Genomic DNA, 14,173 nt, shown 5'->3' with positions numbered 1-14,173 from the left:
TTATTAAATTTCATTTTAAAATTTATAGGATGAATTTTTCTCAACCAGTAAAATCTACCACTCTTATCGATACAAAATAAAAACCTCCGAAATTAGGAGGCTTTTACTTCAGTTAGAGTTTAAGAATCAACCTCTTTTCAAAAGAAGGAAATACCCTAGCTAAAAATCATGAGACATTTCCTTTTATTCAGGCTTAATAAACTTAACTGTTTTTTATGGCCTGAAAGACTTGATAGGCCGCCTTGATTCGCTCTGCATTGGGAATTTTTTTATTCATCAGCATGACCAGTCCAGAATTTTCTTCCGGAATAAATAGTACATAGGTGCCAAAGCCATTGGTTGAACCGGTTTTATGAAAAACTTGTGATTTTGCCTGAACAGTATTTTTGTCTACCCGATTGGGTTGCATCACGACTTTTTCAGAATTACTTTCCAGCAAAATATCGAGCGTCGTCGGATATGAAAAAGTCTCCCAACCGAGTGCTTGGGTCATTTTTCCAAGTTTAAAATACCCATGATGAGTTTCCAGAAGCGCTTGTTCAATATCAGGCTTGTTCTTTTTCAGATTCAGATTGGCATCTAATAATTTCAGCATATCGGGAAGTGTAGATTTCGCCCCATAAGCCTGAGCATCCAGAGCTCCCGGGTTTACCCGCACCGGATGATTATTCTGATCATAACCAAAAGCATAGTGAACCCTTTGTGCTTTCGGAACATTGAGATAGGTATTCTTTAAATTAAGTTTTGGAAAGATCGTCTGTTCCAGCAATACGCTAAAAGGAACATTCATTGATCTTGCACTTAACTCACCAAATAAGCCAATACTTGGATTTGAATATTGCCGATATTGGCCAGGCGGATGTTTAACCTGCCAATTTTGGAAATACTCTAAAACTTGCTGATCAGTCTTAACCTGATCCGGGAATTGCAAAGGTAAGTTTCCACTCGTATAAGTCGCTAATTCCAGCAAACTGACTTTGTTGATTTCTGAATTCTTTAAATCAGGCCAATACCTAGCTGGATGATCATTAAAAGAAAGCTTGCCCTGACTCTTGGCATAGCCCCCTGCAATGCCCGTAAAAATTTTACTTACAGAACCTAATTCAAAAATTGTTTGTCGATTTACAGTTTTATGGTCGATATGAGATTGCAGGGGCTTTGTTGCACAAAGATTTGAAATGCAAAGCGCCCCTAATTGAGCCAAATTTAAGGCGTAATTTGGGTAAGTGGTCGACCTAATTCCGTAAATCGGTTGAGGACTGCTACACGTGCATGAATTTCATTCACCTGACTAGGAAAGCTTCTTGCCATTAATTTATCGCCTAATAATTTGATGCAATGCATCTTGGTTTCCACCAAACTGCGGCGATGATAGCCTGACCATTTTTTCCATAATGTCCTGCCTAAACGTTTAACTGTTCGAAGTAATTCATTTCGCTCTAGCGAGCTACTCTTTCTATCTTTCCATGGTTTCGCATTTTTTCTAGGTGGAATCACCGCATGTGCTTGCCGATCTGCAATGACCTGACGGCATTGCTTGGTGTCATAAGCTCCATCGGTATAAACAGAGTCAATCTGCTCATCTTGTGGAATCTGATTAAGTAAATCACCAAGCACCTGTGAATCACTGACATTATTGGTTGTGAGCTGAATAGCGCGTATTTGTAGGGTTTTGGCATCTATACCAATATGTAGTTTACGCCATTGGCGACGATATTCAGCTCCATGTTTCTTGCGTTTCCATTCGCCCTCACCTAGAAACTTCATGCCTGTAGAGTCTACAAGTAGATGCAGCCCCTCGCTACTTTTTTGGTAGCTGATTGCAATATCAATATGCTTTTGTCTTCTACAAAGCGTACTGTAATCTGGTGCGGTCCAATTTAATCCGCAAAGTTCAATCAGACTTTGCACAAAGCCAGTGACCATACGTAAAGATAGACGGAATAAGGATTTAATCATTAAGCAGCATTGGATAGCTGCGTCGGAGTAGGTTTGATTTCGCCCTTGTTTGCCTTTTGATGGAGCATACCATTGCGTAGCAGGATCAAACCAAATGGCAATATTTCCGCGACTCATGAGTACTCGGTTATATGCGGGCCAATTGGTTGTGCGGTAGATTTTATGTGTAGGCTTCTTCATTTGAAAATTATATCGCTGAAAAAGCCTTTACAGATAGGTTTGTGCAACAAAGCCGTTCTTAATATAAAAAAATGTGTACATAAAAAAGCCACTTATATAAGTGGCTTTTTTATAACAAGAATTTTGGTGGAGATGGCGGGAGTTGAACCCGCTAAAGCTTAACTCTATCAAAATCTATCAAATATAATTGTTTGTATTTTCAATCATTTATATAATTTCATTTGATAGTTTTTGATAGGATTTAAAAAAAGTGTGGCAAAAAATGTGGCAATTATTTTTTACCCAATGTGAACCCAAATTTGATTTAGTGCATTGAATCATAAAACTATTATTGTCTAAATCCCCCCTAGGATAATGCAATGATAAAGACTCAGAGAACTAACTGTAGTAAGAGATTCTTTTCTTTGAGAATCGCTCAAGCTGCTTTAAGAAACCATCAAAGTAATCTTTGTCTTTTTCATCCGTTCTAAAACCAGCATATAAGGTACGACGTAAACCTTCAGGTGCAACACAATTAAGACGTCGTGAAGTGACCCAACCTTTTTGCTCATATTCATTCACCACCCAATCAGGCAATGCGGCAATACCACGACCGCTTGCAACCAACTGAATCAACATTTGGGTCAAGTCGGTGGTTCGAATATTTTTCGGCTGAATATTTGCAGGAATAAATAGCTTAGACATGATATCCAAACGATGTTTATCCACTGGATATGTAATAAGCGTTTCTTCAGCCAACTCTTGAACAGTAATGTGTTCTGCACGCACCAATGGATGTGTTGTCGATAAGACAAGTCGAGACTCATACTCAAACACTGGAAAGTATTCAACACCTTTCAAAGCAATCGGATCTGCAGTAATCAATAAATCAAATTCGCCATTTTGCAATAACTCATGTGGATTTGCTTCAAATCCTGATGCAAAATCCAAATCGACATCGGGATATTGAATACGGTATTGATTGAGTAAGGGCATGAGCCAATCGAAACAACTATGGCATTCGGAAGAAAAAGTAATCCGACCAGTTTGCCCATGAATAATACGTGTAATGTCGCTTTGTGTAATTTGAACTTGTGGCAATACTTCATCGGCCAATTTCAATAGACGTAAGCCAACATTAGAGAAACTGATAGGACGTGTACGACGATTGACAACTTCTACACCAAACCATTGATCTAGCTCACGTAGCTGATGAGATACCGCTGAAGGTGTAATGCAAAGATCGTTCGCTGCTGCGACTAAAGAACCATGTTCTCTTAAAGCTGAAAGCATTTTTAAGTGTTTTAATTCAATCATCTTGGGAGAAGCTCAAAGAATTATCCTTGTCAGGATATATTAAAATCTAGATTAAAAAGCCCACATAAAGCAGGCTATTTAACATTATGAATAATCAGTGCGTGATATCAAATGAATCCTTTCACAAGGAAGAAGCATCCTACAATGACCAGTAAAATCGCAAAGCATTTCTTGAGCATCGCTGGCGATAAAGCATGTGCAGCCTTAGCACCAAATTTTGCAGTGATGAAACTCATGATACTGATTCCAATGAAGGCATAAATATGAACATAACCAATGGTATTCGGCACATTGATTTCAGCATTCATGCCAAAAAGTATGAATCCTAATGCACCAGCAACAGCAATGGGTAGTCCACAGGCAGCAGATGTACCAACTGCTTTCTGCATGACCACCCCATAGCTATTGAGATATGGAACCGTCAGACTTCCACCACCAATTCCAAAGATCGCTGATGCAACTCCAATGACACTACCAGCAGCAATTTGTTGACCTGATGATGGCAACATTTTTGTTGGGTCAATTACCTTTTTGGCACCTGTAAACATGGTATATGCAACCCAAATCAGGAATAAGCCGACAATGATTTGTAGATGTAATCCTGATATCAAACCTGCAATACCCGCCCCAAAAAAACAACCAAGTGCCATAGATGGTGCTAGATTTTTAAAAATAGACCAAATCACAGCCCCATTTTTATGATGTGCCATCAATGAACTAATTGAAGTGACAACGATGGTCGCTAAAGATGTGCCTAATGCGAGGTGCATAATAACATCGGGGTCATAACCCATTTGGGTAAAGACAATAAAAAGCAGTGGCACAATAATCGTACCACCACCGACACCAAACAACCCTGCTGCAAAACCAGCAAAAGCACCGATGACTAAAAAGGTTATAAGTTCCACAATAGACTAACTTTAAAAAATGAAGGAATTAAGGCGTTGAGTTAAGCATGTTCCAACTGCCCCACTTGATGATAAGCACGGTTAAAATACACCAGGCTTTCTTCTTGATCGCTTTGTTGAACTTGAAGCACACGACACAAGAAAATACTGTGTGTACCCACTTGCTGAATATTCTCAATCTGACAGTCAAAACTGACCAAAGCATCTTCCAAAATCGGCGAGCCTGTCTCTAAATTGCCCCACTCACCCAGTTGAAAACGCTCTTCAGAACTGAATTTACTTGAAGCAAAAGCATTTGAAAGCTGTTCATGCTGAGTACTTAGTACGTTTACAGCCAAGACTTTATTTTCAACAAAATGGGCATGTGAACGGGAGGATTGATTCATACAGACTAATAACATTGGCGGTGTATCCGTCACGCTACATACGGCAGATGCAGTAAATCCATGCATACCTGTTTCACCCGAAGTCGTAATAACATTCACTGCTGTGGTGAGTAAAGACATTGCATTTCTAAAGTCTGTTGCTTCAATCATCTCTTTCATCTCAAATGTATAATCACGTGCTTTTGCTTAGAACAGGACAAATGATTCAGTCACCATTTACCCTGCTCAGCATCAAACTACGTTTGATTTAAGCCTCTAATTCTTTACGAACAATGGCAGCACCTGCACTTAACGCCTCAAGCTTGCCACGTGCAACATTACGAGATAAAGGTGTCATACCACAGTTGGTTGAAGGATACAGCTTGTCTGCATCAACAAATTGCAATGCTTTACGTAAGGTATTTGCGACTTCTTCTGCAGTTTCAACTTGATTGGTTGCTACATCAATTGCACCAACCATGACTTTTTTGCCACGAATCAGTTCAATTAAATCCATCGGTACACGTGAGTTTTGGCACTCTAACGAAATGATATCTAGCTTTGACTTTTGTAATTTAGGGAATGATTCTTCATACTGACGCCATTCATTACCCAATGTTTGTTTCCAATCCGTATTTGCCTTGATGCCGTAGCCATAGCAAATATGGACAGCTGTTTCACATTTGAGTCCTTCAAGCGCACGCTCTAATGTCGCAATACCCCAATCATTTACTTCATCAAAGAACACATTAAATGCAGGCTCATCAAACTGAATAATGTCGACACCTGCCGCTTCGAGCTCTAAAGCTTCTTGATTCAGAATTTTGGCAAATTCCCAAGCCAATTTTTCACGGCTCTTGTAGTGACCGTCAAAAAGTGTATCAATCATGGTCATCGGACCAGGCAACGCCCATTTAATCGGTTGATTGGTTTGGCTACGTAAGAATTTAGCATCGTCTACAAATACAGCTTTTTTACGTGATACTTCACCGACCACTGAAGGTACGCTTGCTTCATAACGGTTACGAATACGCATGGTTTCACGCTTTTCGAAATCCACACCTTCAAGATGTTCAATGAACGTGGTTACGAAGTGCTGACGGGTCTGCTCGCCATCACTGACAATATCAATACCCGCAGTCACTTGCTCATGAAGTGATAATTTTAAAGCATCACGTTTTGCTTCCAATAATTCTTCACCTTCAAGTTTCCAAGCAGACCATAATTTTTCCGGTTCTGCCAGCCAAGTGGGTTTCGGTAAGCTGCCTGCTGTTGATGTTGGGAGTAAAATAGCCATAGTCTTCTTTCTCTAAATTTGTATATCGTTAAATTGTGTCAGCTTAAGCAGCAGTATCTTGTTGTGCTGTTTCAACTTTAAAATTGGCTGCCCATTCATCAAGAATGTCTTTATAAGGCTTAATAAAGTTTTCTTCGGTCCATTTCCCTTGTTTCACTGCCAATTCGCCACGTTCTACACGGTCATAGACAACACGAGTCAAAGAATAATCGCCATAGCTGAGACTTGGTTGATATTCCACACCTGCAGGTGAATTGGTGTTGTAAATTTCAGGACGATAGATTTTTTGGAAACTTTCCATGGTCGCAATCGCACTGATCAATTCAAAATCAGTGTAATCACGTAATAAATCACCTGCGCAGTAGAATGCGAGCGGTGCATTGGCACCTTGAGGCTTAAAGTAACGAACACTTAAACCCATTTTGGCAAAATAGGCATCGGTACGTGAGTAATCGTCATTGGTATATTCAACCCCGAGTACTGGATGCACATTGGCTGTTTGGTAATAGGTTTTCGTGGTTGAGATACTTAAACAAATCACTGGGTTTTGCTTAAATTCTGCTTTAAATACGTCTGAATTCACCAAGTGTAAGTACAATTTCCCGTGTAGATCACCAAAGCCTTCAGGTTGCTCATTGAACTTACAACCATGTGCTGGCAGTACCACGCTGAAGTCATAATCACGCACAAAAGAAGAAAAACTGTTACCAATCATACCCTCAAGACGTTCACCGGTTTTATGGTCGATCACGGTGCTTTTTAAAGTTTCAATGAATGGGAAAGTTTGACCATTACCTTCAATATCAATCGCCGCTGAAATAATATCAATTTCAAGTGAATAGCGATCGCCTTTAGGATTATCTACAGTTGCAAGGCTATTGAAACGGTTATTGATCATCGCCAATGTACGGCGCAGATTTTCTTGGCGGCTTTCACCACGGGCCAAGTTAGCAAAATTCGTGGTTAAACGTGTATTGTTTGCTGGTTCATAGTTTTCATCGAAACGAATGCGTTTGATTGAACATGCAAATTTCTGACTCATGGAGATTGCCACCTAAAAAATTTTACAAAATCTAAATTTCTGAATGGCTTTATTTAAACGTGAATCATAAAATGAGTAAAACGATATAAATTCAGGATGAGATGAGTAAATCTCATGTTGGTGTTTTTTTAACATGCAATGGATGAGATCGCCTCATCAAATATCCATATTGAAAGATCAAGTGTTGGACACGTATTAAATAGAAATCGAATGCATCTGTATATCGATACAATGATGAACATTTAATGATGAGAAAACGAGTTGGGATAAGGTGTATCTGAGTTGTGGGCTTATTCATTTTAAAATATACGATTGAATAAGCCCGAAATTGAGCATCATGTGCAATAAAACAATCAGCTCATAATGTTTTCATTTTTTGTTTCACGAATACACATGAAAGCACATAGAGAAACACCTGCCGCGATAGATAAATAATATCCCACAGCATGCAAACCATAATTTTGAGCCAATTGAGTTGCAATCAAAGGGGCAAATGATGCGCCTAAAATACTACCAAAATTATAAGACAAGGCTGTTCCTGTATATCGAACTGAAACAGGGAAAATTTCAGACAAAATGGTCCCAAGTGGTCCATAAGTTAAGCCCATAATACTTAAACCAAGGCACAGGAACACCAATACTGATAATACGTTATCAGCAACAAAAAATGTTGAGAAGAACAATCCAAAGATCATGGTCAGAATACAAATGGCAATGGATGTTATTTTTCTACCAAACTTCTCAGCGGATAATGCAGAGATAGGAATACACAGACCAAAACACACTGTTGCAATCAGTTGGATTTTTAAAAAAGTATCTCGACTATACCCTAATGCGGTTGTCCCCCAATTCAATGCAAATATCGTCATCAAATAAAATACAACCAAGGTACATACTGTCGCCAACATACCCAATACCACTTTTCCAATATGTTTGGTGAGCACATCCTTCAAAGGTACTTTAACTGCTGATTGCTTGTTTAAAACATTTTGAAAAGCTGGAGATTCGTGTAGTTTTAATCGAATATATAAGCCAACGAATACTAGCAATGCACTTGCAATAAACGGAATTCGCCAGCCCCATTGCATAAAGGCTTCATCTGATAAAAATGCACCTAATAATAAAAATGAGCTTGCCGCAAGAATAAAACCAATTGGAGAACCGAGCTGTGGGAACATGCCATACCATGCACGTTTACCCTTTGGTGCATTTTCTGTGGCGAATAATACCGCACCACTCCACTCGCCACTCAAACCAAGCCCTTGCCCTAAACGACACAATGCTAACAAGATGGGTGCAGCCACACCAATTTGTGCATGGGTCGGTAATAGTCCGATGCAAACTGTAGAAATCCCCATTAATAGCAATGCAGAAACGAGTGTGGCTTTACGGCCAATTCGATCACCAAGATGTCCAAAAATAATAGCGCCAATTGGACGTGCGATAAATGCAATTGAAAAAGTGGCTAAAGATTGCAGTAATGCGGCACTACCACTACTTTCAGGGAAAAATAAATGCGGGAAAACCAGTACAGCAGCCGTGGCATAAATATAAAAGTCGAAAAATTCAATTGTTGTACCTACCAGACTCGCAAATAAAACACGTGTTTTAGAATTTGGATTGACCGTGGAGGTGTTGTGTTCTACATATTCCATGAAAGACCATCATCATTCGATAAAAAATCAAAAGATATAAATAAGTCGGCTCTCATTTATATTTGTACAAAAAAAATGATGACGGCTTAGATATACACTGAACAAAATATGTTTAGAACCCGATTCAATTTTTTTATGACTTTTAGCGAAATTTAAGTATTCAAATTAATGAGCTATTTTTAGCTTTTCCAAAGAAAAAATAGCTCAGCCTTCAATTTTAAAATTTGGCTTCATTCAATTGATTTGTTTAAGCTCTAATCATATTTCACCAGTGCAATTTATACCCACACCAATACATGAGTAAAACGATATTTCCTCACCAAAAGATGAATTTAATTCACAACTTACATCCTGAAGATCACTCATTTAAACATGAGCAAAAATCACCTTAACCATGAGATTAGATTGTTAAGATGTAGGGTTTAGATTTAAGCCCTATTTCCATGTCAAATAAACTTGAACGTCAAAAACTGACTCTCCCAGAAGGTCATGACAAACTCCTGCTTCACTCCTGCTGTGCGCCGTGCTCAGGTGAAGTGATGGAAACCTTGATTGAATCAGGTATCGACTTTTCAATCTTTTTCTATAACCCTAACATTCACCCGATAAAAGAATATGAAATTCGTAAGGAAGAAAATATTCGCTTTGCCGAAAAACATAATATCCCTTTTATCGACTGTGATTACGATACTGACAATTGGTTTGCACGTGCCAAAGGTATGGAAAATGAACCTGAGAAAGGCATCCGTTGTACCATGTGCTTTGATATGCGTTTTGAGCGTACAGCTTTATATGCAGCCGAAAATGGCTTCAGTCTAATAAGTAGCTCGCTTGGTATTTCCCGTTGGAAGAACATGCAGCAGATTAATGACTGTGGTCATCGTTCTGCTTCACATTACCCAGGCATTACCTATTGGGATTACAACTGGCGTAAAAATGGTGGTGCTGTTCGTATGCTCGAAATCAGCAAGAAGGAAGAGTTCTACCAACAAGAATATTGTGGCTGTGTCTATTCCTTGCGCGACACCAACCGTTGGCGTATGAGCCAAGGTCGTGAACGGATTAAATTAGGTGTGAAATTCTATTCGAATGCCATGGATGACGAGACTTAATACGCTAAAATAGCCAATCTATTTGGGTATCTCATCTTTGTAATTCAAAAGAGTTATACAGATCAAAACTCTCTAAGATTGGCTATTTAGCTTTCAATTTCATCATCAAATATACTGCGATCAAACGCCTTGAAACTTCATTTAATTACACTTTATCGCTTTATGATTGGCTTTGGTATTGGCTATCTATGCACTTATTTTTTTGCCCTCAATTTGATTCATTTATGCCAATCTTTTTTACCTAAAGCCGAATCTGTTTTGCTTGGCTCATTGGTCGCACTTATCTTTTATATCGCATTTGTCATTTTGATTTTTTGTATCAAGAACCTGAAATGGTTGTCTCTATTAAGCCTGATTGTACTCAGCATTTTATTTCTTACACACAAGTTTTTAGGATAATTCATGCTGAAATCGATTAGACAATCTACGGCAACTTTGCATTCTTGGCTAGGCTTAATTTTTGGTTGGTTGCTCTTTCTCATTTTTGTGATGGGATCATTGAGTTTGTATAAAACTGAAATCAATTACTGGATGCAACCTCAATTTGCAACTATGCAAACTAGCTCTAATGAGGCAGCTCAATCCGCTTTTGCCTATTTACAAACACATGCTCCCGATGCAAAAAGTTGGTTTATCCATGTTGCTCATGATAATGCACCTGTAAATCGTGTCTTTTGGCAAACGGCTGAAGGTGCTTTCGAAAATAGAATATTAAATGCTTCAACTGGCAGTGAATTACAGTTATTAAATACCCAAGGTGGTGATTTCTTTTATCGACTGCACTTTCAACTCTATGGCATGTCTTATATGACAGGACAGATCATCGTCACTTTTACTGCCTTTATTTTATTAATTTTATTGATTTCTGGTGTGATTACTCATAAAAAATTACTGATCGAATTTTTTACTTTACGTACTAATAAGGGACAACTCTCTTATCTTGACTATCATACTGTATCCGCTGTCACAGCGATGCCGTTTTTCTTTGTGACGGCATTTACAGGCTTGGCGATGTTCTTTTATGTACTCTTCCCTGCAAATTTAAAACTCAGCTATCCTGACAATCCTTTTCAGTATTTTGAAGAGATCCGTACAATACCTCAGCAGGATTTACTTTCAACTCCTGAAAAAGCAGAAATGCGCCCTATACAATACTTTTTAAAGCACACGACTCGACAATGGGGAGTTGCACCCTTAGATACAATTACAGTAAAAAGTCCAAATACATCATCGGCCCATATAACAATTAATAAAAAAGAAGATCGTACGATCACACGTAACCAAGATCAGTTTATTTTTAATGCACATACAGGTGAATTGCTTAAAAACAATCGAAATACAAGTGCATTAGCAACTTTGAATAATGGAATATATGGCTTACACATGGCACGTTATGCACAGCCGAGTTTACGATTCATCTTGTTTTTATCGGGCATACTCGGAGCAACAATGATTGCTTCAGGCTTATTTTTATGGAGCTTAAAAAGACAGATAAAAAATAAAAAACAAAGCTTTCATCTTGGTGCATATCTGGTCAACAGACTTAATATGACTGCAACTATAGGTCTTGGTATTGCCGTACTGAGTTATTTCTATATAAACCGCTTAGTGACAGCACCTTACAATTTACCCAATTATGAAATTACTACATTTTTCTCAGTGTGGTTCATTTGCTTTTTAATCGCTTGTTTAATGCCACAGCATCAACTTTGGAAAAGCTTACTCAAGGGCTTCATCATTCTCGCTCTTATACTACCTATCATAAACCTATGCTACTTATTCAATCATCATCTTATTTCTTCATTCTCATCGTATTGGATGTTCTTGAGAGTTGATCTACTCATTCTTCTGTTTGCTTTGTTGGCTATATTTTTACATCAAAAAATAGCACCAATTGCATCAAACCAAGTGACTCAAAATCAGTTTATAAACGGTATACGCTAAATGAAACTTATCATTGGTCTAGGCTTGATCATTTTAGCTATGCTGTTATTTTTTGCAGTGAGCTCAAAGCAGCGTATAAAAACACAACAAAGTCGCTTTGCTGTACTTAGTCAGTATCCCCAGATCTCTAGATTTCTAGGAATACTGCTTTTAGGATTATCCTTGTTTCCACTTTGCTCACATTATGGAAACAGTATTGGTTTTATTTCACTATATCTTTTGATCACGCCTATTCTTTTGATTTTGATATTCATTAAACGTAATTAATGTAATGAATTAAGCTTCTGTATACCAATTTTTCCAAGAACTAGTGCCACGTACTTCAAGTGGTACAGTTGGAATCAATTTTTCTTTTAGAACGTCAGTCTGTCCCACGGCTTTGGCAAGCCGGGCTTTCACAGAATGAATGCATTCTCGATCTCCAAATTCACAGCGGTCTAAGGTAGTCCCCCCACAAGGACCATTCGCCAATCCTTTTGGACAGGTTTCAGGACAGATATATAAAGTATCTCCTAGCCTGCATTGACCACAGCTTTCACAGCCCACAACGCCATGCTTAGAGATAAATTCAGTTTTCAGTAATGCTTTTGCAGCAGGTGTATGCTCCCAAAATGAGGCTTTAAAAATAAAGCGTCCGATACCCTTGGCAATTTTGGACTCAAACAATGCCTCATGCATGAAATGTAGTTGCTGATATTTAATCAACTGACTGGATGTCGGCTGACGGGAGTAATAAGGCAATTCTGGCATGAACTCTTTTCCAGTCTTCACTTGCCATAATGAATTCCAGAGAGCTTCAAGTGCATTCAAATCCAGATGCCGATATTGTTCTATATAGCTTTCCAAAAGCATCTGCTCTTCAGGCTTGTAACAGGCTGAAAGGTGAACTCCGGCAAACCCAAGATGTTTACACATCAGGATCTGTAAAGCACAGCGTAAATGAACCCGATCACTCAACCCATCCTGTTTTTCCTGAGCCAACACCCCTAACATATAGGGTGTAATCACAATACCAGCGACTTTATTTTTCACCATAAAATTGGCACGAGCAAAACTCAGCGGCATAACACAAGCAAGTATTTTTTGTTGGTAATGATGACGATTTAAAAAAGCCTTTACTTGTTTTAAAGCATCCATGTCATACCCTAATTGGGTAATAATAAAATCTGCGCCTGCCTTCATCTTTTTGTGTAGTTTTAGATATTGTGCGTCACGCTCAGCTTCAGCATATTTGAACGGGTTAAAAGCCACACCTAGATGAAATCCACCACGGCGCTTGGCTACCATCACGGCATTCACCGATTCTAGATATCGGGTACGTCCAGATTCATCCCCCCCATAACTGTGCTCTTTGAGCTTATCGCCTGTCAGCAATAAAAGATTCTTAATATTGGCTGATTTGGCTTGATCTAAAAATAATTCAAAATCCTGAATATCTCGATCTTTCCCAGAAAAATGCAGAACTTTATCGCTCGATTTTGAATAATGCTGACTAGCCTCAAGCGGTGCCATATCATGGTCTGAATGGACACGGTCAGCAATTGCAATAAAAGCTGAGAAACCCGCAATATCTTGTGCTACATGTTGAGTTTTAGATGAAGTCAAATATTCAACTAAAATACAAAATTTATAATGTTCTAAGTGTTGAAAAAAATTAAGCATGTCCCTTGATTAACCAAATATCCTAAAGCTAAAACATTATTTAAAATTCAGGAAAGAACATGTCATTGTAGATAAATACAATTTGAATGTTCTCTCCTGTTCACATTCTTTATTTTCTTTTAGCTGAGCTGATTTTAATTTGACGCCTAAGCGTATTAATTTTTTGCTCAAGTAGCTGAATGATCAGATCAGAACCGCTTATCCAATTGTCATGATCCTGAAATTTCACATCATCTTTTAGAGCCGTTTCTGATTGAGCACCATTTGTATTTTTTCTAGATATCTCGAAACCTAGAATACTACTTTCCGTAGAACGTATTACCTTTAACACACTAAAATCAATTGGGTTATTGGTATTTGTCATTCGACATACTCGACCAATAAACTCTTTATCCTTTAACATCTTTACGGCTTTGTTGCATAAATATGTAAGCATCTGATTTAAATAAATTTAATTTTGGATCAAAAAATAATCAAAACTTTTAAAATCATATAGTTATGAAATCTTTGTGCAACAAAGCCGCTTAGAACTAATAAATCTTAAGTTTGCATAACCTTTTCATAGAAACAGACGTTCTTTCTTAGAAAAGTAGCTAATCCAATTTCTCCCAAAATTTTGACATGTCTTCTCATTCAATTTGAAGAGAAAAGGCTATTTTCCTAGAAAATAGCCTTTTTTATATGCTAATTTAGCTAAGTTAACATTTGATGTTAGTCAATAAAGCATACATAATTGAAATCTCAATACTTATT

The 14,173-nt window shown here is 38.1% G+C and carries 11 protein-coding genes and 1 pseudogene; 2 read left to right on the top strand and 10 right to left on the bottom strand.

The window, feature by feature from the left end:
- Positions 1–202: 202 nt before the first annotated feature.
- The 8 genes and pseudogenes from ampC to AC4MBN_RS03435 form a co-directional block, all read right to left on the bottom strand.
- Positions 203–1,153: pseudogene (gene ampC, locus AC4MBN_RS03470) on the bottom strand (class C beta-lactamase); the annotation flags it as partial.
- Positions 1,154–1,206: 53 nt separating this feature from the next.
- Positions 1,207–2,139 carry an IS5-like element IS17 family transposase gene (locus AC4MBN_RS03465; RefSeq protein ID WP_419365521.1) on the bottom strand — a complete coding sequence of 311 codons (933 nt, stop codon included), beginning with the start codon at positions 2,137–2,139 and terminating at the stop codon, positions 1,207–1,209.
- A gap of 378 nt (positions 2,140–2,517) precedes the next feature.
- Positions 2,518–3,435 carry a LysR family transcriptional regulator gene (locus AC4MBN_RS03460; RefSeq protein WP_253168107.1) on the bottom strand — a complete coding sequence of 306 codons (918 nt, stop codon included), beginning with the start codon at positions 3,433–3,435 and terminating at the stop codon, positions 2,518–2,520.
- 107 nt (positions 3,436–3,542) lie between these two features.
- Positions 3,543–4,343: a sulfite exporter TauE/SafE family protein gene (locus AC4MBN_RS03455; protein ID WP_144725263.1), complete on the bottom strand. Its 801-nt coding sequence runs from the start codon at positions 4,341–4,343 to the stop codon at positions 3,543–3,545.
- A gap of 41 nt (positions 4,344–4,384) precedes the next feature.
- Positions 4,385–4,879 (bottom strand): flavin reductase family protein, encoded by a 495-nt coding sequence (locus tag AC4MBN_RS03450; RefSeq protein ID WP_144725265.1) that lies wholly within the window; start codon positions 4,877–4,879, stop codon positions 4,385–4,387.
- 97 nt (positions 4,880–4,976) lie between these two features.
- Positions 4,977–6,005 (bottom strand): methionine synthase, encoded by a 1,029-nt coding sequence (locus tag AC4MBN_RS03445; protein ID WP_166137901.1) that lies wholly within the window; start codon positions 6,003–6,005, stop codon positions 4,977–4,979.
- Positions 6,006–6,048: 43 nt separating this feature from the next.
- Entirely contained in the window at positions 6,049–7,047 is a 999-nt protein-coding gene (locus tag AC4MBN_RS03440; protein ID WP_166137904.1) for a putative oxygenase MesX, read from the bottom strand.
- 353 nt (positions 7,048–7,400) lie between these two features.
- Positions 7,401–8,702: an MFS transporter gene (locus AC4MBN_RS03435; RefSeq protein ID WP_067728744.1), complete on the bottom strand. Its 1,302-nt coding sequence runs from the start codon at positions 8,700–8,702 to the stop codon at positions 7,401–7,403.
- 443 nt (positions 8,703–9,145) lie between these two features.
- On the opposite strand from AC4MBN_RS03435, the gene AC4MBN_RS03430 reads away from it, so the two are divergent.
- The gene (locus tag AC4MBN_RS03430; RefSeq protein ID WP_075175394.1) at positions 9,146–9,814 is read left to right on the top strand and encodes an epoxyqueuosine reductase QueH; all 669 of its coding nucleotides are present in this window, start codon (positions 9,146–9,148) and stop codon (positions 9,812–9,814) included.
- A gap of 402 nt (positions 9,815–10,216) precedes the next feature.
- On the top strand, positions 10,217–11,758 hold the full coding sequence (locus AC4MBN_RS03425; protein WP_075175392.1) for a PepSY-associated TM helix domain-containing protein: 1,542 nt from the start codon (positions 10,217–10,219) through the stop codon (positions 11,756–11,758).
- A gap of 276 nt (positions 11,759–12,034) precedes the next feature.
- On the opposite strand, the gene AC4MBN_RS03420 is transcribed toward AC4MBN_RS03425, so the two are convergent.
- Positions 12,035–13,420 carry a methylenetetrahydrofolate reductase C-terminal domain-containing protein gene (locus AC4MBN_RS03420; protein ID WP_005267252.1) on the bottom strand — a complete coding sequence of 462 codons (1,386 nt, stop codon included), beginning with the start codon at positions 13,418–13,420 and terminating at the stop codon, positions 12,035–12,037.
- Positions 13,421–13,529: 109 nt separating this feature from the next.
- A complete protein-coding gene (locus AC4MBN_RS03415) occupies positions 13,530–13,784 on the bottom strand; it encodes a hypothetical protein (RefSeq protein WP_491880665.1) in 255 nt (84 codons plus the stop codon).
- Positions 13,785–14,173 lie beyond the last annotated feature (389 nt).

It is taken from the genome of Acinetobacter sp. CAU_H_60 (assembly GCF_058599385.1).
This window is presented reverse-complemented; position numbering and strand designations above follow the sequence as displayed.